19 protein-coding genes and 1 tRNA gene are annotated in these 19,852 nt (G+C 69.6%); 6 read left to right on the plus strand and 14 right to left on the minus strand.

The annotated features are described in order from the left end of the window. Positions 1–2: 2 nt before the first annotated feature. Both xylA and xylB read left to right on the plus strand, forming a co-directional pair. Positions 3–1,190, plus strand: a complete 1,188-nt coding sequence (xylA, locus tag MRBLMX7_RS06710; protein WP_363366896.1) for a xylose isomerase — start codon at positions 3–5, stop codon at positions 1,188–1,190. 5 nt (positions 1,191–1,195) lie between these two features. Further along, positions 1,196–2,482 (plus strand): xylulokinase, encoded by a 1,287-nt coding sequence (xylB, locus tag MRBLMX7_RS06715; RefSeq protein ID WP_363366898.1) that lies wholly within the window; start codon positions 1,196–1,198, stop codon positions 2,480–2,482. Between the two features lie 124 nt (positions 2,483–2,606). Here the strand turns inward: xylB and MRBLMX7_RS06720 are convergent, their stop codons facing one another. From MRBLMX7_RS06720 to MRBLMX7_RS06730, 3 genes are read right to left on the minus strand one after another with little or no spacing between them, the layout of a single operon-like run. Continuing rightward, positions 2,607–3,668, minus strand: a complete 1,062-nt coding sequence (locus MRBLMX7_RS06720) for a Gfo/Idh/MocA family protein (RefSeq protein WP_363366900.1) — start codon at positions 3,666–3,668, stop codon at positions 2,607–2,609. After that, positions 3,665–4,405 carry a cupin domain-containing protein gene (locus MRBLMX7_RS06725; RefSeq protein WP_363366902.1) on the minus strand — a complete coding sequence of 247 codons (741 nt, stop codon included), beginning with the start codon at positions 4,403–4,405 and terminating at the stop codon, positions 3,665–3,667. Before MRBLMX7_RS06725 ends, MRBLMX7_RS06720 begins: the two co-directional genes overlap by 4 nt. Beyond that, on the minus strand, positions 4,402–5,532 hold the full coding sequence (locus MRBLMX7_RS06730; protein WP_363366904.1) for a Gfo/Idh/MocA family protein: 1,131 nt from the start codon (positions 5,530–5,532) through the stop codon (positions 4,402–4,404). Before MRBLMX7_RS06730 ends, MRBLMX7_RS06725 begins: the two co-directional genes overlap by 4 nt. 111 nt (positions 5,533–5,643) lie before the next feature. Between MRBLMX7_RS06730 and MRBLMX7_RS06735 the strand changes: the two genes are divergently transcribed. From MRBLMX7_RS06735 to MRBLMX7_RS06745, 3 genes are all read left to right on the plus strand, one after another. Continuing rightward, positions 5,644–6,615, plus strand: a complete 972-nt coding sequence (locus MRBLMX7_RS06735) for a LacI family DNA-binding transcriptional regulator (RefSeq protein ID WP_363366906.1) — start codon at positions 5,644–5,646, stop codon at positions 6,613–6,615. A 160-nt stretch (positions 6,616–6,775) separates the two neighbouring features. Next, positions 6,776–7,711: an NAD(P)-dependent oxidoreductase gene (locus tag MRBLMX7_RS06740; RefSeq protein ID WP_363366908.1), complete on the plus strand. Its 936-nt coding sequence runs from the start codon at positions 6,776–6,778 to the stop codon at positions 7,709–7,711. A gap of 72 nt (positions 7,712–7,783) precedes the next feature. After that, positions 7,784–8,401, plus strand: coding sequence for a TetR/AcrR family transcriptional regulator (locus MRBLMX7_RS06745; protein WP_050721896.1), 618 nt, complete (start codon positions 7,784–7,786; stop codon positions 8,399–8,401). A 110-nt stretch (positions 8,402–8,511) separates the two neighbouring features. Here the strand turns inward: MRBLMX7_RS06745 and MRBLMX7_RS06750 are convergent, their stop codons facing one another. After that, entirely contained in the window at positions 8,512–9,636 is a 1,125-nt protein-coding gene (locus tag MRBLMX7_RS06750) for a Gfo/Idh/MocA family protein (protein ID WP_363366910.1), read from the minus strand. Further along, positions 9,633–10,457: a sugar phosphate isomerase/epimerase family protein gene (locus MRBLMX7_RS06755; protein ID WP_363366912.1), complete on the minus strand. Its 825-nt coding sequence runs from the start codon at positions 10,455–10,457 to the stop codon at positions 9,633–9,635. Before MRBLMX7_RS06755 ends, MRBLMX7_RS06750 begins: the two co-directional genes overlap by 4 nt. A 170-nt stretch (positions 10,458–10,627) precedes the next feature. Between MRBLMX7_RS06755 and MRBLMX7_RS06760 the strand changes: the two genes are divergently transcribed. Beyond that, complete coding sequence (locus MRBLMX7_RS06760; protein ID WP_050721899.1) at positions 10,628–11,023, plus strand: VOC family protein; 396 nt, start codon at positions 10,628–10,630, stop codon at positions 11,021–11,023. Positions 11,024–11,036: 13 nt separating this feature from the next. Here the strand turns inward: MRBLMX7_RS06760 and MRBLMX7_RS06765 are convergent, their stop codons facing one another. The 9 genes from MRBLMX7_RS06765 to MRBLMX7_RS06805 form a co-directional block, all read right to left on the minus strand. Continuing rightward, the gene (locus tag MRBLMX7_RS06765) at positions 11,037–12,011 is read right to left on the minus strand and encodes an NAD-dependent epimerase/dehydratase family protein (protein WP_363366915.1); all 975 of its coding nucleotides are present in this window, start codon (positions 12,009–12,011) and stop codon (positions 11,037–11,039) included. Positions 12,012–12,050: 39 nt separating this feature from the next. Next, positions 12,051–12,395, minus strand: a complete 345-nt coding sequence (locus tag MRBLMX7_RS06770) for a hypothetical protein (RefSeq protein ID WP_363366916.1) — start codon at positions 12,393–12,395, stop codon at positions 12,051–12,053. A 73-nt stretch (positions 12,396–12,468) separates the two neighbouring features. Continuing rightward, positions 12,469–13,395, minus strand: coding sequence for an ROK family protein (locus tag MRBLMX7_RS06775; protein ID WP_363366918.1), 927 nt, complete (start codon positions 13,393–13,395; stop codon positions 12,469–12,471). A gap of 7 nt (positions 13,396–13,402) precedes the next feature. Next, positions 13,403–14,425, minus strand: coding sequence for an SIS domain-containing protein (locus tag MRBLMX7_RS06780; protein WP_363366920.1), 1,023 nt, complete (start codon positions 14,423–14,425; stop codon positions 13,403–13,405). Beyond that, positions 14,422–15,933 (minus strand): GMC family oxidoreductase, encoded by a 1,512-nt coding sequence (locus MRBLMX7_RS06785; protein ID WP_363366922.1) that lies wholly within the window; start codon positions 15,931–15,933, stop codon positions 14,422–14,424. Before MRBLMX7_RS06785 ends, MRBLMX7_RS06780 begins: the two co-directional genes overlap by 4 nt. Before the next feature lie 15 nt (positions 15,934–15,948). Further along, a complete protein-coding gene (locus MRBLMX7_RS06790) occupies positions 15,949–16,707 on the minus strand; it encodes a DeoR/GlpR family DNA-binding transcription regulator (RefSeq protein WP_363366924.1) in 759 nt (252 codons plus the stop codon). A gap of 39 nt (positions 16,708–16,746) precedes the next feature. After that, entirely contained in the window at positions 16,747–18,192 is a 1,446-nt protein-coding gene (locus tag MRBLMX7_RS06795) for an APC family permease (RefSeq protein WP_363366926.1), read from the minus strand. Between the two features lie 476 nt (positions 18,193–18,668). Next, a tRNA-Ser gene (locus MRBLMX7_RS06800) sits at positions 18,669–18,757 on the minus strand. 71 nt (positions 18,758–18,828) lie between these two features. After that, positions 18,829–19,833, minus strand: a complete 1,005-nt coding sequence (locus tag MRBLMX7_RS06805) for a LacI family DNA-binding transcriptional regulator (RefSeq protein WP_363366928.1) — start codon at positions 19,831–19,833, stop codon at positions 18,829–18,831. Between the last annotated feature and the right edge of the window lie 19 nt (positions 19,834–19,852).

A 19,852-nucleotide genomic window follows, 5' to 3' on the forward strand; every position in this document is an offset into this window, starting at 1 on the left:
CCATGACCACCCCCACCCGTGACGACAAGTTCTCCTTCGGTCTCTGGACCATCGGCTACAACGGCACCGACCCGTTCGGCGGACCGACCCGACCCGCGCTCGACGTCGTGCACGCGGTCGAGAAGCTCGCCGAGCTCGGCGCCTACGGCCTGACCTTCCACGACGACGACCTGTTCGCGTTCGGTTCGACCGAGGCCGAGCGCCAGACGCAGATCGATCGGCTCAAGGGCGCGCTCGCCGACACCGGCATCGTCGTGCCCATGGTCACCACGAACCTCTTCAGCGCCCCGGTCTTCAAGGACGGCGGCTTCACCTCCAACGACCGCGCCGTGCGGCGCTACGCGCTGCGCAAGGTCTTCCGTCAGCTCGACCTCGGCGCCGAGCTGGGAGCGAAGACCTTCGTCATGTGGGGAGGTCGCGAGGGTGCCGAGTACGACTCCGCCAAGGACGTCCGCGCCGCGCTCGAGCGCTACCGCGAGGGCGTCAACCTGCTCGGCGACTACGTCACCGACAAGGGCTACGACATCCGCTTCGCGATCGAGCCCAAGCCCAACGAGCCGCGCGGCGACATCCTGCTCCCGACCCTCGGTCACGCGATCGCGTTCATCGACTCGCTGGAGCGGCCCGAACTGGTGGGCGTCAACCCCGAGGTCGGGCACGAGCAGATGGCCGGGCTCAACTTCACCGCCGGCATCGCGCAGGCGCTGTTCCACGGCAAGCTCTTCCACATCGACCTCAACGGCCAGCGCGGCATCAAGTACGACCAGGACCTCGTGTTCGGTCACGGCGACCTGCACAACGCGTTCTCGCTCGTCGACCTGCTGGAGAACGGCGGCCCCGGCGGTGTCCCCGCCTACGACGGCCCCCGCCACTTCGACTACAAGCCCAGCCGCACCGAGGACGAGACCGGCGTGTGGGAGTCGGCCGCGGCCAACATGCGCACCTACCTGCTGCTCAAAGAGCGGGCGGCGGCGTTCCGCGCCGACCCCGAGGTGCAGGAGGCGCTGGCCGCCGCGCGTGTCGACGAGCTCTCGACGCCGACGTTCGGGCCGGGCGAGACGTACGACGATTTCCTCGCCGACCGCTCGGCCTACGAGGACTTCGACCCGAGCGCCTACTTCGGCGGCAAGGGCTCGGGCTTCGTGCGCCTGCAGCAGCTTGCGACCGAGCACCTCCTCGGGGCACGCTGAGCGACATGCCCCTGGTTCTCGGGGTCGACTCGTCGACCCAGTCCTGCAAGGCGGTCGTCGTCGACACCGCGACCGGCGCGGTCGTGCGCTCCGGTCGTGGCATGCACCCTGACGGCACCTCGGTCGACCCCGAGTCCTGGTGGCGTGCCCTCGAGACGGCGATCGCCGAGACCGGGTCGCTCGACGACATCGCCTCGTGGGCGATCGGCGGCCAGCAGCACGGCATGGTCGCGCTCGACTCCGCCGGCCGGGTGATCCGCGACGCGCTCCTGTGGAACGACACGCGATCGGCGGGCGCAGCCTCCGACCTGATCGCAGAGTTCGGCGCCGAGGAGCTGTCGGCGCGCACCGGCGTCGTCCCCGTGGCCTCGTTCACGATCACGAAGCTGCGCTGGCTGCGCGACCACGAGCCCGAGCACGCCGCCCGCGTCGCCGCCGTCGCCCTGCCGCACGATTGGCTGACCTGGCGTCTGCGAGGCTTCGGCCCCGAGAACCCCGTCCTCGACGAGCTCGTGACCGACCGGTCGGATGCCTCGGGCACCGGCTACTGGAATCCAGGGACCGGCGAGTACGACCGGGAGCTCCTCGTCGCGGCGCTCGGCCGTGACGCGGTCCTGCCGCGCGTGCTCGGGCCCGACGAATGGGTGACGGATGCCGCGGGCCGTCGTGTCGGTGCGGGCGCCGGTGACAACGCGGGCGCGGCGCTCGGGCTCGGTGCCGAACCGGGGGACGTCGTCGTGTCGATCGGGACCTCCGGCACGGTGTTCGCCGTGAGCCGGGATGCCGTGCACGACGCCTCCGGCACGGTCGCGGGCTTCGCCGACGCCTCCGGGCACTTCCTGCCGCTCATCGCGACACTCAACGCCGCGCGCGTCGTCGACGTCACGGCAGCTCTGCTCGGCGTCACCCACCAGGAGTTCAGCGCACTCGCGCTCACCGCAGAGTCGGGGGCCGCAGGACTCACGCTGCTGCCCTACTTCGAGGGCGAGCGCACCCCGAACCTCCCCGACGCGACCGCGACGCTCTCGGGCATGACCCTGGCGTCCACGACTCGCGAGAACCTGGCGAGGGCGGCCGTCGAGGGGATGCTGCGGGGGCTCGGCGCCGGACTCGACGCCTTCCGCGAGCTCGGCATCCCGTTGGACCGCGCCCTGCTCATCGGCGGCGGCGCGCAGTCCGAGGCGGTCCGACGCATCGCCCCCGAGGTGCTGGGCCTCCCCGTCGAGGTGCCCGAGCCCGGTGAGTACGTCGCGCTCGGCGCTGCGCGCCAGGCATCCGCGATCCTCGACTGACGTTCTGGGGACGCGGACGCGTTTCGTCTCGTCGCTGCGCTCCTCGCTCAACGACCGAGAGGGTATATCCCCCTGGTCGTTGAGCGAGCGGAGCGAGTCGAAACGCGCCGCGACGCGGATGCCGTCAGCCGGCGAGCACCCGCGCGTCGCGCTGCGCGAGGATGCTGAGCTCCGCCGCCATGAAGGCGTGCTCCTGGGTCATGGCGTTCTCGGTACGGTCGAGGCAGTCGCGGATCAGCTGACCGAAGAACGGGAACCCCGTCTTGCCCCTGGCGTCGAACCGATACTGCCCTTCCTGGTTCACGAGCAGCACCTGTCCGCCGCCGTTGTCGGTGGTGATGTCGATGTACTTGCGCAGCTCGATGTAGCCGTCGGTCCCGAGCAGCACGGTGCGCCCGTCGCCGAAGACGTCGATGCCGGCCGGCGTGAACCAGTCGACGCGCACGTAGCCGGTCTTCCCGTTGTCGAGCACGACGTGGGCGTCGCCGAAGTCCTGCAGCCCGGGCGTCTCGGGGTGGGCGTAGTTCGCCACGGTCGCGCTCACGATCTCGCCGGAGCGCGCGCCGGTGTAGAACAGCATCTGCTCGAAGTTGTGGCTGCCGATGTCGCACAGGATGCCGCCGTACTGCGCGGGATCCCAGAACCAGTCCGGACGGTTCTCCCCGATGCGGTGCGGGCCGAACGACACGACCTGCAGCACCTCGCCGATCGCGCCCTGTGCCACGAGTTGCCCCGCGAGGATCGCGGCCTCGGAGTGCACGCGCTCCCCGTAGTAGACCGCGAACTTCCGCCCGGTGCGCGCCACGGCATCGCGTGCCGCGGCGAGGTCGTCGAGGGAGGTGATGGCGGGTTTGTCGGCGAAGAAGTCCTTGCCGGCCTCCAGCACCCGTACCCCGAGAGGAGCGCGGAGGCTGGCGATCGACGCGCTCGCGACCAGACGCACCTCAGGATCCTCGAGCACCTCGCGCTCGCTCGATGCCGCCCCCGCGCCGGGATGCGTCGCGACGAAGTCCGCGAGCCGCTGCGGATCCTCGTCCCATACGAGGGACAGCGTCGCGCCGGCGGCGATGAGCTGATCGACCATCCCGTGGATGTGGCCGTGGTCGAGCCCGACGGCGGCGAACACGAACTCGCCGGGGCCGACCACGGGCTCGGGCAGCGGGTCGAAGGCGAAGCCGGCGCTCATCGTGCATTCCCCTCGGTCGCGTCGCGATCCGCGACGTCGTAGGCGCGCAGCCGTCCGCACATCCCGAATGCCCGCTCCCCCGACGACGGCACGGCCTCGTGCACCCGCGCCTCGGCGAGGTGCGCGATCGATCCCCGCATCACGGCGTCGGCGAGCGCGAGCGAGTGCTCCGCCTGGGCCAGCGGGCGCTCGCGCACGAGGTCGCCCCAGGCCCGCGCACGCTCACGCACGAGCACACCCGCCGCCGCGTGGAACGCATCGAGCGGGGCGCGGTCGCCGCGCTGCACGGCATCCCGCAGCTTCTCGAACCCCGCGACGGCGAGGTCGCGACGCCGCGTCGCGCGCGCCGCACGGCCGTCCTCCGGGCCTAGAGAGGCCACCTCCGCGTACTTCTCGGGTTCGGCGACCACATCGGCAGGGAAGGTCAGGACCGCATCCCCCGCCTCCGGCAGTCCGGCATTGCTCATGAGCACGACGACCTGGAGGTCGCCGCGGTTCACGGCACGGTGGATCGTTCCGGGGGTGAACCACACGACCGATCCCGCCGACAGAGCAGTCTCGCGGAAGCCGGCGGCGTCGATCGTCTGGAGCGCACCCTCACCGGACACCACGACGTAGGCCTCGGTCGACACCAGATGCATGTGGGGGCTTCCTCCGCAGATGCCGTCGGGCGCCGCATCCGTGTAGATGTCGAGATGCGAGAGCGAGGTGCCGCCCGGGAACGACGATGCGCTCACGACGCCGCCTCCATCACGGTCGCCGTCTTCTCGAAGAAGTGCGGGGCGTTCGCGACGAGCTGGCCCGCCCGGTAGTAAGGATCGGACGCCGGGATCGGCAACGCCACGAACTCGCGTTCGAATCCGGCCTTGTAGATCGCCGTGACGACCTCGACCGCGTTGCGTCCGTCCCGTCCGGTGGATGAGGGCTCGCGGCCGTCGCGGACCGCGGTGAGCAGGTCGCCGATCTGGCCCTCATGACCCCGGTGCGCAAGCGGAACGCGGTCCTCGACGAGCGCCGTGATCCGCGCGACGAGCTCAGGGTCACCGCCCTCCGCAGGGAAGCCGCTGGGCGCGGATCGCTCGGCGGAGACGCTGAACGGCTGAGACACCCGCGCGTTCGCCCCCTGGATCACGATCGCCTGTTCCTCGCCGTGGTGCACGACCGAGCTGGTCAGCTGCGCGAGACCGCGCTCGTAGCGGAGGATCGCGACCGAGAGATCCTCGACCTCGGCGTTGTCGTGCTGCGCGTTCGCGAGCATCGCGGTGATCTCGCTCGGGCTGCCGAGCAGCCACAGCAGCAGGTCGATGTGATGGATGGCGTGGTTGAGCGTGCAGCCACCGCCCTCCTTCTCCCACGTCCCGCGCCACCACAGGTCGTAGTACGGCAGGCCGCGCCACCAGGCGGAGTCGACGCGCACGTGCGAGATCGAGCCGAGGAGCCCGGAGTCGACGATGCCCTTCAGGGTTGCGAGATCGTCGCGGAAGCGGTTCTGCGCCACGACCGAGAGCATCCGGCCGGACCGCTGCTGCGCCGCGAGCATCGCGTCGCACTCCTCGAGCGAGGGCGCCATGGGCTTCTCGACGAGCACGTGGATGCCGACATCCAGTGCCGCGATCGCCAGCGGGGCGTGCGTCGAGGGCGGAGTCGCGATGCTGACGATGTCCAGGCCGCCGGCGGCGATCATGGTGAGCGGGTCGTCGAACGCCTGCACGGCGTCGAGCGCGAAGGCCTCCGCCTTCTGCGCTGCTTTGCCGGGGATCACGTCCGCGAGGGCGACGATCTCGCAGTCCTCGGGGAACGCGAGGTACCCCCGGATGTGCGCGTCGGCGATGCCGCCCGTGCCGATGATTCCGATCCTGAGCATCTCGCTGCCTCCTCGATGAGGGAATTACTACGTATTACTAAGACGTAGTAGCTACTATCGGGGAGAACGCCTCGTGCGTCAACCCCGACCACCGGCCATCGAGAGGATGCCATGGACAAGCGCCCCACGAGCCACGACGTCGCGCACCTCGCCGGGGTGTCGCAGTCGACCGTGTCCTTCGTGCTCACCGGGCGCCCCGGCATCTCGGAGGCCACCCGGGACAGGGTGCTGCAGGCCGCGGCCGAGCTGAACTACCGCCCCAACCTCGCGGCCCGCTCCATGCGCACGCAGCGCAGTGGACGTCTCGCCGTGGTCGTGCCGATCGCGACCATGCATCCACTCACCCTGCTGTCGGGCGCGATCGCCGCCGCCCGCGACGAGGGGTACGCGGTCGAGGTCGTCAGCCTCCCCGAGGACCCCGCCGAACGCGACGGGCGATTGGCCGAACTCATCGAGGCCGGGGCATATGAGGGCATCCTGTCGTTCAGCCCCCTCCCGCTGGTCTCCGACGACAGTGCGACCGTCGTGCTCGCCGCGGGCGAGATGGACGACGAGATGCACATGAGCGGCGAGTTCGCCGATGCCAGGCCCCTCGTCGACCTGATCGAGCATCTCGCCTCCCGTGGGCGTCGGCGCTTCCTGCACGTCGCAGGGCCGCAGGACTTCCCCTCGGCACGCGCCCGTCAGGCGGCCTATCAGCAGACCGTGGAGCGTCTGGGACTCGAATCGCTGGGCGTGATCGGCGGCGAGTGGAGCGGGGAGGCCGGAGAGGATGCCGTCGCGGCCCTGCCCGACGATGCGCTTCCGCTCGCCGTGATCGCCGGCAACGACGTGATCGCCACCGGGGTCATCCGCGCCGCGACGCTGCGCGGATGGCGCATGCCCGAGGACCTCGCCGTGACCGGTTGGGACGACCTGCACCAGAGCGCCTTCCTGGTGCCATCGCTCACGAGCGTCTCGCAGGATCGCGAGCGTCTCGGCGCGTACGCGATGCATCGTCTCATCGCAGCGGTGCGCGGCACCGATGCTCCCCCGCGGCCGACCGACCTGTTCACGATCCGCTGGCGCGAGTCGACGGCCTGATCGGCGATCGGCACGTTTCGTCTCGTCGCTCCGCTCCTCGTTCAACGACCGGTCACAGTGACGAACGCCGCGCTGCCGCGCACTCCCTCGGTCGTTGAGCGAGCGCAGCGAGACGAGACGCCCGCGCCGCACACTCGATACGGTGGAGTCCGGAGGCGAAATGAAGATCCTGATCCCCGACACCATCGATCTGGCGCTCACGAGCGATGCGGACGTGGTCGTCTACGACGTCCGCGCCGAGATCCCCGCCGAGCACCGAGACGCCGAGGTGCTCGTCGTCTGGCACAACTCAGGCGCCCAGCTCGAGCAGGCGGCACGCGACCTGCCCGACCTCCGTCTCGTGCAGGCTCTCGCCTCGGGTGCCGATGTCGTGCTGCGCTCGGGCTTCCCCGACGACGTGCGGATCTGCTCGGGACGCTCGCTGCACGACGGCCCGGTCGCCGAGCACGCGCTCGCGCTGATCCTCGCGGCCGTTCGCCGCCTCGACGCGCTGCGCGACGCCCAGGGCGAGCACCGCTGGGACGAGGAGTTCAATGTCGCGCAGAGCGCCTCGGCGACGCGCTCCGACTACACGCTCGCCGGCGCCCGAGTCACGATCTGGGGGTTCGGGTCGATTGCGGCGACGCTCGCACCCGTACTGCAGCTGCTCGGCGCCGAGGTGCACGGCATCGCCCGGAGCGCCGGCACTCGAGCGGGCTTCCCCGTGCACGCGGATGCCGACGCGACGGCCGTGCTCGCCGAGACCGACGTGCTCGTGTCGCTGCTTCCCGCGACTCCTGAGACGACCGACCTCTTCGACTCCGGCGTGTTCGAGTCCCTGAAGCCCGGTGCCGCGTTCGTCAACGTGGGTCGCGGGGCTACCGTCGACGAGTCGGCGCTGATCGCCGCTCTCCGATCGGGGCGCCTGCGCTCTGCGGCGATCGACGTCGCGAAGGCCGAGCCGCTCCCCTCGGATGATCCGCTGTGGGATGCTCCGAATCTCCTCATCACGCCGCATGTCGCGGGCAACCGTCCGGTCGGCGCGAGCGCGCTGATCGACGACAACGTCGCACGGTTCCTCGCGGGCGATGAGCTCGTCAACCAGGTGCGCCCCTGAGCCCACGTCGCGGTCGCACCACAGAACCTCCGAACGGAGGTTTTTGCTCCCGATCCTCGCTATCATCGGAGCATGACCACTCCCTCCGCCGACGAACCCCGCAGTCCGGGGCGCTACGCGAAGGGCATCGCCCGTCGTCAGGAGATCCTCGACAAGGCGATCGAGGTCTTCGCGACGCGCGGGTCGAAGCGCACCAGTCTGCGGTCCATCGCGCAGGAGGTCGGTGTCACCCACGCGGCCCTCACGCACTACTTCGGCTCTCTCGAAGAGCTGCTCGTCGCGGTGTACCGCGAGTCCGAGCGTCGCAACGACACCGAGCACCCGGAGCCATCGGGATTGAGCCCGGCTCGGATGATGCGGGTGTCCGCCGAGGAGAACCGGAACATCCCCGGCCTCGTGCAGCTCTACTCGACGCTCGTCGCCTCAGCGCTCGAGGAAGGGCATTCGGCAGCCCACGAGTTCGCGACGCAGCGCTTCTCGCGCCTCCGTGTGCAGATGGCCGACCGGGTGCGCGAACTCCAGGCCACGGGCGATCTGCGCGCCGACCTCGACGCCGACCTCGTGTCGGCGCTCGTCATCGCGGCCTCCGACGGCCTCCAGACCCAGTGGCTCCTCGACCCCTCCGTCGACCACGGCGCCGCGCTCGAGCTCCTCGACGATCTGCTCGCGGGCGGTCGCGACTCCGCCTGAGCGCCCCACCGACGGCATCCGGGGCGTGCGCCCGCCCAGACGTGGCGCACGCAGACCGCGGGCCCGCCGACTCGACGTCGACGGGCCCGCGGACCGGAGAGATGCGCTCGTCAGAGCGTCGCGGCGAAGGGGTCGAACCCCTCGGGCAGCAGCGGCACCGGAGCGACCGTGCTCTCCACGGTCACCGCGGCGCCGGTCGCGGCCGACTCCTGCGCCGAGAGCAGAATGTCGAGCACGTGGAAGCCGAGCTCGCCGGAGGCCACGTGCGGGCGTCCTTCGGCGATCGCGCGCACCATGTCGAGGGCGCCGAGACCACGGCCCACCTCGAGATCGGCGTGCTCGATCTCGATCCACTCCTGCTCGAACGACATGCCGTCGCGGATGACCCCGAGCGGCTTGACGTACGCGATCCGGCCGGCGAACGCGTTCGGGTCGGGCAGGACGATCGTGCCTTCGGTGCCGTGGATCTCGACGATGCCATGGCGCTCGAGCGCGGAGTCGAAGCTCAGCAGGCTCTGCGCCTGCGCGCCGGCCTCGAACGCCGTGACGATCTGGATCGTCGAGGGGACCTCGACCGGGAACGTCGTCCCCGCGTTCGGACCCGTGTGGATCTCCCGTTCCTCACGCGCCTTCGAGCCGACGGCCGCGACGTGGTCGACGGGTCCGAGCAGACTCACGAGAGCCGAGAAGTAGTACGGGCCCATGTCGAGCAGCGGACCCGCGCCCTCGGCGAAGAGGAACGCCGGGCTCGGGTGCCACAGGTCGGGGCCCTGCGTCTGGAACATGGTCTGCGCGAACAGCGGGCGGCCGATGACGCCGCTCTCGATCGCGCGACGTGCAGCCTGGAAGCCCGGGCCGAGCAGCGTGTCCGGAGCGGATCCGACGCGCAGACCAGCGGCCTCCGCCTCGCGGAGGAGTTCCGCCGCGCCGGCGCGGTCGAGTCCGAGGGGCTTCTCGGTCCACACGTGCTTGCCTGCGGCGATCGCGGCACGGGAGACCTCGATGTGCACGGCCGGGATCGTGAGGTTCACGATCAGGTCGACGCCCGGGTGGGCGAGGACGTCCTCTGCCGAGCCGAACGCGGGAACACCGTACTTCTCGGCCTGAGCCTGGGCGCGGTCGAGCAGCAGGTCGCCCACGATGAGGACCTCGGTGTCGGGGAACGACGAGAGGTTCTGCAGATAGGTGTCACTGATGACGCCGACGCCGATGATTCCGATGCCGACCGCGCTCATCGGGCGAAACCGCCCTCGACGAGGAACGAGTAGCTCGCGGCGATGTCCGCGAAGACGTCGCCGGGAGCGTTGTCGTACTCGATGATGGCGTACTTCAGAGCGGATGCCGCGCGCAGCGCGTCCGCGAGGGGCACGTCGCCCGTGCCGGCGTGACGCTGGTCGAGGCTGTCCGAGCCGAACTCCGGCGCGCCGGGCGCGAACGGGTTGCTCGCGGGGGCGACGCCGTCCTTGACGTGCGCGGCCACGAGGCGGTCACCGAGGCGCGAGACGAGCGCCGTCACGTCCTGGCCGCCGACCAGAGCCCAGTACAGGTCGAGCTCGACGACGACGCGCTCGTCGGTCAGCGCCACGAAGCGCTCGAACGCGGTCTCGCCGTCGAAGCTCTCGACGAACTCCTGCGCGTGGTTGTGGTAACCGACCTCCAGGCCGAAGCCCGCTGCGGTCTCGACGAGCGCGTTGAGGCGGTCGGCGATGTCGGTGACGCCCTCGAGCGTGAACCAGCGCTCGGGTGCGACGAACGGGTCGATGACGGTCTTCATGCCGACCTTCGCGGCGGCCTCGAACACGACCTCGGGGGCCGGGGTGGGGATGGAGCCGTCCGGGGTCCACAGCTCGTCCGACAGCAGGGGCGCGTGGCCCGTGGGCGAGGCGAGACCCGAGGCGTCGAGCGCCGCGCGGATCTCGTCGGGACGGCGGACGAAGTCGAACGCCTCCACGTTGCGCAGGCCGATGGCGGCGAGCTTGTCGAGCGAGCCTCCCATGTCGGCGGAGAACTCCGCCGCGAGCGTGTACAGCTGGACCGATGCTTCTGGCAGGGCCACGGTGACCTTCCTTCGTCTTCCTTCGAGGGGACGGGCAGTGCATTCTGCCCGCGGTCAGACTAGCAGAAACCTCCACGCGGAAGTAATGACTTCCCTGGACTTTCCCGGTGCATTCCCCCGCGCCCTGAGAACGGGTGGACAGCCGAAGGCCACAGGCGCATGCTGAACCCATGACGGCATTCCAGAGCACACACGCATTCAGTGGATTCAGCGTCGACGACATCGATGCGGCCCGGGCCTTCTACGGCGACGTCCTCGGCATGGACGTCACCACCAACGCCATGGGCTTCCTCGACATCCGGCTGAACGACGGCGGGTCCATCCTCGTCTACGCCAAGCCGAATCACACGCCCGCGAGCTTCACGATCCTCAACTTCCCCGTCGACGACGTCGAGGCCGCGGTCGACGAGCTCAACGCACGCGGCGTCGTCACGAAGATCTACGACGACCCTCAGCTCGGCACCGACGCCAAAGGCATCTCACACGGCGAGCCGGGTCGGGGGCCGGACATCGCCTGGTTCAGGGACCCTGCGGGCAACGTCCTCGCGGTGCTCGCCGCCGTATAGGCGGCGAGCCCCGCTACGCGGTCAGCCCGTCGAACAGCGCGTTCATCGCGGGATCGACGCGCTGCAGTTCGGGGTGCGTGTCGTGCCAGTCGATGATCTCGCGCGCGGCGGTGTGCAGCCCGACCGTCGGCGCGAAGTCGGGGACGAGTCGGCGGATCTTGGAGTTGTCGAAGACCACCGAGTGCGCCATGTCGCCTGTCAGCTGCCCCGCACGCTCGGGCACCGCTTCCTCGATCGCCGCGCTCGTGGCGTATCGGATCCGCGGCTCGGCGCCGGCGGCGCGCCCCAGCATCCCGTAGATCTCGTTCCAGGTGTAGACGAAGTCGCTCGTGATCTGAAACGTGTCGCCGAAGGCCAGCGGATTGCCGAGGAGCCCGACGAACCCGACGGCGAAGTCGCTCGAGTGCGTCAGCGTCCACAGCGAGGTGCCGTCGCCGTGGACCACGATCTCCTCGCCGCGGCGGATGCGGTCGATCGCCGTCCACCCGCCGAAAGCCGGGATGGTCCACTTGTCGTAGGTGTGCGACGGCCTCACCACGGTCATCGGGAATCCGCGGTCACGGTATGCGGCGGTGAGGAGGTCCTCGCACGCGATCTTGTCGCGCGAGTACTGCCAGAACGGGTTGCGCAGCGGCGTGGACTCCGTGATCGGCAGGTGCGCGACGGGCTTCTGATAGGCCGAGGCCGAACTGATGAACACGTACTGCCCCGTGCGCCCCTCGAACCGGTCGATGTCGCGCTGCACCTGCGCGGGAGTGAAGGCGATCATGTCGACCACGACGTCGAACTCGCGACCGGCCAGCGCCGCGTCGACCGCATCCGCATCCGACGCATCCGCCGTGAGCACTTCGATGCCGTCCGCGGGCTCACGACGTGAGCGCCCCCGGTTGAGCATCGTCACCTCCATACCGCGTCGCGCGGCGAACTCGCTCGCCGCCGAGGAGATGATCCCCGTCCCTCCGATGAACAGCACACTGGTCGCAGACATACTGCGACCCTATCGACGTGCTCAGACGCGGGAGGCGCGTCAGGGACGGATGTCGAAGTCGTCGAGCCCCTCGACATCCCAGTCGATGTCCGACGGGGTGATCCCCGTGGACTCGCCGCGGGGGAAACGCGGGTGCGAGCGCATCTTCGCAGCCTGCTCGCTGAAGTCGGGATCGGCATTCTCCGAGGCGCTCGGCCCGACAAGCACGTCGTTGCCGAGGCCCACCACGAGCTCCGCCGTGTCCGCCCTGCCGTCGACGACGATCGGGATCTGCAGCGCCTCCGACTCCCCCTCGTTGGCGATCGCCGCAGCGAGCACCACGAGGGCGTCGGCGACTTCGTCGGTGGTGACCAGCTGCTGACCTGCGTACGACACGAGCTTCATGAGGCCAGCATTGCATCGCCTCAGGTTGTGCCGGGACGGCCTTGCGCCGATGCGGGTCTGTGTGTGAGCACCCTCAGGGCCGCACGTCCGAGGTGCCGTCGCACCAGCGCGGATCGAGCAGCGCGGCCCCCACCGCACCGCCGAGCTCCCCGGCGTCGGAGTAGGCGATCTCGGGCTGTGAGCGGTACGAGTCGAGACGACGGAACTCGCGGCGCGCGGGTTCCCCGATGAGATCGGCGAACTGGGATGCGCTGCCGCCCACCGCGATCGCATCGACGCGGAACACGGTCTGGAGATCGGCGAGCCCCGCGCCGAGCAGCCGCCCGAACTCCTCGAAGACCGACAGTGCTCGCCCCTCTCCCCCTCGTGCTCTCGCCGCGAGATCCGCGAGCGCCGTCGACGGATCGGAGGCCTCGGGCTGCATCGCCTGGGCCGCGCTCTGCAGCGCCGTGCGCGACACCGCCTGCTCCCAGCACGACGACCGTCCGCAGTAGCACGTTGCGGTCGCCGCATCGACGAGGCGATGACCGGCCTCGGGATGCTCTCCGTCGGCGCCCCGGACAGGCCGCCCTCCGGAGAGCGCGGCGACACCTACACCGGTGCCGAGCGTCACCACCAGCAGCGACTCCGCTCCGGCCCCCGCCCCCACGATCGACTCGTAGACCGCGGCTGCGACCGCATCGTTGTCGATCGCCACCGGCACGTCGAACTCCGCCCGCAGCACCGCGCGCAGGTCGACACCGGTGAACGCCGGGAGCGTCGCCGGATTGCGGATGATGCCGGCGCGGTCGACCGGTCCGCTCGCGCCGATGCCGATCGACACCACGCGCCTCGTGCCGATCACGCCGCGAACGGCGTCGATCAGGCCCCGAACGGCGAACGCCCGCCCCGTAGCCGTCGCGTAGGACACCCTGTCGACCACGGTCCCGTCCGGTGCCACGAGCGCGACCCTGGTGCCGGTTCCGCCGAGATCGATCCCGATCCGGAGATCGTCGCTCATGATCGCCTCACAGCGTCGCCGTGACTTTGCTGCCGTAGGCGAATGCCCCCGGCACGACGCCGTTCTCGCGCGCGATCGCCACCGCGATCCTCTGAGCCACCACGGACTGCTCCAGGAGAGCGCCCAGGGATCCGTCTGCGCGCACGTCGACCGTCGTCGCCCCGTCGAGGCGCAGGTCGCCGACCAGCACGACGGAGGCACCCGAATCGAGGAGGTCGCTGGCGATGCGGCCGAGCGGGCCGTCGGCGTCGTCGCGGGACGCTCCGAAGAACACGCCGGTGAACCCGGGGCCGGCCAATTCGTAGGGTCCGTGCCGGAACTCGCCGCCGACGAAGCCCTCGATCGCGACCTTCGACGACTCCTTGCCGATCAGCGCGGCGAAGAGCGCCGTCGCCGCGGCATCCCCCCACCCGATCGTCGCGAGACGCGGACGATCGACGGCCAGCGCATTCTGCGCGATCCGCATCAGGTCGAGATCGATCAGTGCCTCGATCCGGTCGGCGGAGGTCGGAATCTGCTCTTCGACGGCGGCACTGTCGATCGCGCCGAACGCGGCGGCGATCCGGTGGTGCACGACCAACGAATTGAGGTAGCTCTTGGTGCTCACCGTGGCCTCGTCACCGCTGCGCAGCGGCAGGTAGAGGTCGGCGGACCGGGCGAGCGGACTCTCGTCGTTCGCGGCGACGCCGATGAGCGCACCGGCACGGATTCCGCGATCGAGCAGCTCGACGATCTCCGCGCTCGCCCCGGACTGCGATGTCGCGATCACGAGCGTGTCCGGAGTGACGAGCTCCGGTGTGTCGAGGAGCTGTCCGGCGTCGACGTTCCAGGTGGCCCGCCCGTGTCGCGCGAGCGCCCGCCACGCGGGAAGCCCGACCGTGTGCGAGCTGCCCATGCCGGTGAAGACGATCCGCTCCCACGAGCGTTCGCCGAGCTCGGCGAGACGCTCGTCGGACCTGTCGTCCGCGAGGCGGCGCAGAGCGTCGGGCTGCTCGCTGATGTTCCTCTCGAACGGTGAGGTGCTGGTCATCGGTTCGTGTCCTCTCGAAGCAGGAGTCGGGCGACGTTCGCGCCGATCATCGCGGTCGGCAGATTGATGTTCCCGCGCGTGATCGACGGCATGATCGAGGCGTCGGCGACGTAGAGCCCGTCGATGTCGCGCACCTTCCCGGTGCTGTCGACGACGGCGAGCGGGTCGGAGTGCGGGCCCATCTTGCAGGTGCCCGCCGGGTGGCAGTAGTTCACGATGTCGTCGAGCGGATCGGAATCGCCGACGCGCGGGCCGAGCACCTCGGCGAGCACAGGCTGCTGGACCATGCGCTCGAGCAGAGCGAGCGCCTCACCGAGAACCGTGCGATCGTGTCCGTCGGGATCGCTGCCGTAGCGGTGATCGATCACGGGGTTCACGACATCGAGATCCGGCGCCAGAGTGACCGTGCCTTCCGACCGGGCGCGCATGGCGCCTCCGTAGAGGGAGATCGGCGGCAGGCCCGGGTGTCCGCTGTTCGCTCCGGCGACCATGAACACGTGGATGTCGTAGGGTCCGCCGTCGCACACACTGGATCGGGCACGGCCGATGGTCTGCTCGTCGGGGCTCCACCCGCGAGCGGCGAGTTCATCGACGAGACCAGGGCGGCCGGCGAAGTCCAGCTGCACGCATTCGTGGTCGAGGAGGTGCTTGCCGACGCCGGGCACGTCGGCGACCACGTCGATGCCGAGGGCGGTGAGCTCGTCGGCAGGTCCGACGCCCGACCGCAGCAGGATCGCCGGCGAGTGGTACGCCCCGGCGGCGACGACGACGCGTGCCGCGTGGACGGTCACGACCTGTCCGTCGATCTCGATCTCGGCTCCCTGCACCCGGCTTCCGTCGAACACGAGCCGACGAGCGCGCGCACCTCCGCGGATGGTCAGGTTCTGGCGACCGCGCACCTCGTCGAGGAAGGCGAACGCGCTGTTCCACCGCACCCCGTCGACGACGTTCACCGGCATCGGACCGATACCCTCCCCCGCCTCGATGTCATCGAGGTCGTCGGCGAACGGCATGCCTGCGGCGAGTCCCGCCTCGACGAAGGCACGCTGCGGCGGAGTCAGCTCGTCCATCGTGTAGCGACGCACCCGGAAAGCATCCCGGACCTCATCGAGCAGTGGCTCGACCTCGCGGGCCGCCCACCCCGGGTTTCCCTGAGCCGCCCACTCGTCGTAGTCGTAACGGGCGCTCACGGATGCTGTGCACCCGTTGTGCGCGGAGCAGCCGCCGACGATCGCCGCGCGGGGGAGGTCGAGAGTGCCGGCGCCGGACGTTCGGGGGGTGCGCAGGTCGTAATCGTGCGACAGAGGGATGGTGCGCGCATCGAGCATGTCGGCCGGCCACCTGCCCTCGTCGAACGGACCGTAATCCGGCCCTGCGTCGATGAGGAGGATCGTTTCGTCCGTGGCGGCGGCGAGCGCAGCGGTGAAGGCTGACCCGCCGGGTCCGGCCCCGATCACGAGGGTGCCGACGGATGTGGGAAGAACGGAAGAAGCGTGAGAAGTGTCCATGTCGTTCCTGCGGGGCTAGGCGATGAGCAGCTCGGCCCCCGCGGCCGAGAGCTCGTTCTTGTGAGTGGTGGCGATGGAGGAGTCCGTGACGACGAGGTCGATCTCGTCGAGACCGCAGATCAGGGCGAACGCCTCGCGGCCGAACTTGGAGGAGTCCACTGCCACGAGGGTGCGGCGCGAGACCTCCTTCGCTGCGCGTTTGACTGCGGCATCCTCGACGTTCCATTCGGTCAGTCCCGCACCGACATCGACCGCGGACGCCGTCATGACGTACGTGTCGAAGCGATAGCGCCGCAGCGACGCCTCCGCGTCCGAGCCGATCACACTCGACTCGCCGGTGCGCACCATGCCGCCGGGGATCATCAGCCGCGTGGCGTGGTCGACCGACAGGATGTCCGCCACGCGGATGTTCAGCGCGCAGACCGTGAGGTTTCGTCCGACGAGGGCCTCCGCGATGGCGACTCCCGTCGACCCGCCGTCGAGCACGATGGTCTGGCCGTCGATGACCTCGCGGGCGACGGCCTGCCCGATCAGCCGCTTCGCCTCCGCATTGGTCCGGCTGCGCAGTGCGAACAGCGGCTCGAAGCTGCGGCTCGCCGCCGAGACCGCTCCGCCGTGCGTTCGGATCAGCAGACCCGCGGCGGCGAGCTGGATGATGTCGCGGCGCGCCGTCATCTCCGAGACGCCGAAGCGCGCACTGAGGTCTGCGACGTTCACTTCGCCCTGGTCCGCGAGTTGGGCCAGGATCTCCTGTTGTCTCTGCTCGGCGTTCATGTCGATGGTCCTCTCGATGGTCGGTGACACTTCTCGAGATCAGTCAACATCAGGCAGCTCGCCCGCCTGCGCCATCCACGCCCGCTTTCCTGGTCGGAGATTGCGTCCGAAGAGCACGGCGAGCCCGATCCCGACGTACAGGAGCGCGATGAATGGGGCGAGCACGATCGGGAAGGCGGGCAGCGGCACCAGGCTGTAGAAGGCGATCAGCCCGAGCGCTGCCGTGGACACGATGGGGGCGACGATATAGGCCCAGGGGCTGAACTCCTCGGGCCGCGTGCGACGGAAGTAGCGGTACGCCGCGATGTTCATGAGGACGAAGATCGGGATGTACACGAACGTCCCCGTGGTGCCGAACACGTTGAAGAGGTTGTACGGACCGATCGGGATGCCGATCGCGAGGCAGACGAGGAGGGCGAGCGCCGACTGCACATAGACCGCGACGACCGGTGTGCGGTGCTTCGGCTGCACCGTGGCGAGCACGGTCGGGAGCGCGCCGGTCCTGGCCATCCCGTACACGGTGCGGGTCGCGCTGGTGGTGCACGCGATGCACACCCCCAGGCCGGAGTTCACGAGCGCGATGAGCACGATCAGGGACCCACCCTCGAAGACGCGGTCGGCGAGCACGAAGGCCGGAGCCGTCGGCGACCCGGCGAGGGCCTCGAGGTCGTCCACTCCCCAGCCGATCTGCAGCCCCCACGCCGTCACGACGTAGAAGACGCCGATGAGGATGAGCGAGCCGATGATCGCCTTGGGGATGATCCTCTTAGGGTCGCGGGACTCCTCCCCCACCGCCGCGGCGCTCTCGAATCCCGTGAAGGCGAAGATCGACAGCACGACGGCGAGGAAGAAGCCGGAGCCGTTCTCGATGCCTGCCGGGTTGAAGCCCTCGAAGCTCACCCCGCCCGGCCCCGGGTTCACGACGCCCCACGCGGCGAGCGCGAGTCCTACGAGCATCTCGAAGATCGTCATGACGACGAGGAACTTGATGGAGATCACGATGCCGCGGTAGGCGCAGGCGAAGCAGACAGCCAGGATGACGACCGCGTAGACCCACCAGGGGACACCGATGCCGTACTTCGCGCTGAGAGCATCCTGCAGGATGGCCCCGGTGAAGGAGGCGAGCGCCGCAGGGACGATCGTGACCATGACCGCGTAGAGCCATCCCGTCATGAAGCCGGCCCGCGGACCGATGCCGTTGGAGACGTAGGTGTAGAACCCACCGGCGGAGGGCAGATGACGCGCGAGTCCGCGGAGAGGGATCGCGAGCATCAGGCACAGCGCGAATGCGGCGAGGTAGGTGAGCGGAGCGCTGCCACCGGCCTGCGAGGTCGTGAAGGCGATCGTGTAGAAGATGCCGAGGGTGGGCGAGATCTGAGCGATCGACTGCATCAGAGTCCCGCCGAGACCGATCGATCCGGTCCGCAGCGTGGACGTCATCGGCGATGCGGCTCGTGCGGTCGCGTCGGCGTGGAGGTCGGACATCGGGTTCTCCTTCGAACTGCCTGGATGGGGGCGAACAGGTGATGCTCGTTAACGTACACACAATCTGTTCATACGGACAAGCAAAATGTTACCTACGAACATGCGGTGGACAACGCGCTCGCGCACCTTCATGACGGATTGAACGAAGGTGCAGTCAGCGCATAGACCTTTGGTTAGTGGACTTGGACACAAGTCTTAACCTCGATACGCTCCGAACTTGGCGATCGGATACAAAGTCTTGGCAACCGCACGCGAACGCATGCGAAGGTGAGACGTCTCCAACGACGGAGCGAATGCTTCCGGCCGCTCTGGGGATCGGCGATGCGGGATGGGGATCCGGCATCAGGACAGCGTCCGCTCGCCCCCATACAGTGAAGCGAGATATCGCATCCCCCTCATGGCCCGAACCGTGAGGGGGATCGCTGTTTCCAGGGCCGTTAACGAAGAAACCCCCGCCTGGGCGGGGGTTTTCTCTGCGGAGACGAGGGGATTTGAACCCCTGGTCCCCGTGAGGGGACTCCACCTTAGCAGGGTGGTGCACTCGGCCGGACTATGCGACGTCTCCAGGCATCTGACCTCGAGGATCGGATGCACCTAGCCATCGTAACGGATTCCACGCGGACGCACGAACCGGGGTCATGCCCCCTGCGTGGAGGCGCGGGCGACCAGTTCTGGCCGGAAGATCGCACGCTCGGGCGCAGACGCGGTCCGGAACGTACCGCCGAGCAGCAGGTCCACCGCGGTCGACCCGATGAGCGCAGCCGGCTGGCGTACGGAGCTCAGCGGGATGACCGCAGCCGCTGCGAAGTCGATGTCGTCGTATCCGATCAGAGCGATGTCCTGCGGAACGCGCGCGTCTCCCGTCATGACCAGGCTCTGCAGCACGCCGAGCGCGAGCAGGTCGTTGGCCGCGAAGACGGCATCGGGACGCCGGTCGGGGTCGCGCTCCAGGATCTGTCGACCAGCGCGCCGCCCCTCGTCGACGGTGAGCGCGCCGGTCGCGATGAACTCGAGGCCGAGCCCGGCATCCGCCGCGACGGTTTGCGCGCCGCGCAATCGATCCGATACCTGCCGCAGCGCCACCGGACCCCCGACGAATGCGACCCGGCGGCGGCCGATCTCGAGGAGATGCTGCATGGCGATGCGCCCGCCCTCGATGTCATCCACGGCCACCGAGGCGAAGCGCTCGTCCTGGGACTCCCGGTCGACGAGAACGATGGGCGTGCCCCGCTCCTGCATGCGCGCGAGCCGCGGCGCCGAATCGCCCACCGGTGTCACGAGCACCCCGGCGACACGCTGCTCCTCGAAGAGATCGAGGTGCCGCGCCTCTCGCTCCGCCTTCTCGTCACTGTTCGCCACGAGCACGGCGAGCCCGTGTTCGTCGGCACGCTCCTCCGCCCCTCGTGCGATCTCCGCGAAGAACGGGTTGCGGATGTCGAGCACGACGAGGCCGATGGTGCGGCTGCGACCCGCCCGAAGCTGCCTCGCCGCGTCATTGCGTACGAAGCCGAGACGGTCGATCACCGCCTGCACGCGCTCCACGGTCTCTGACGCGACCTTCTCGGGACGATTGAGGACGTTCGAAACCGTGCCGACCGAGACTCCCGCCTTCTCGGCCACCTCGCGGATGCTGACCGCCATGACCTCTCCCGCTCTCCGA

Origin of the sequence: Microbacterium sp. LMX7-1.2, assembly GCF_040675935.1 — a bacterium.
In the GTDB taxonomy this organism is placed as follows: domain Bacteria; phylum Actinomycetota; class Actinomycetes; order Actinomycetales; family Microbacteriaceae; genus Microbacterium.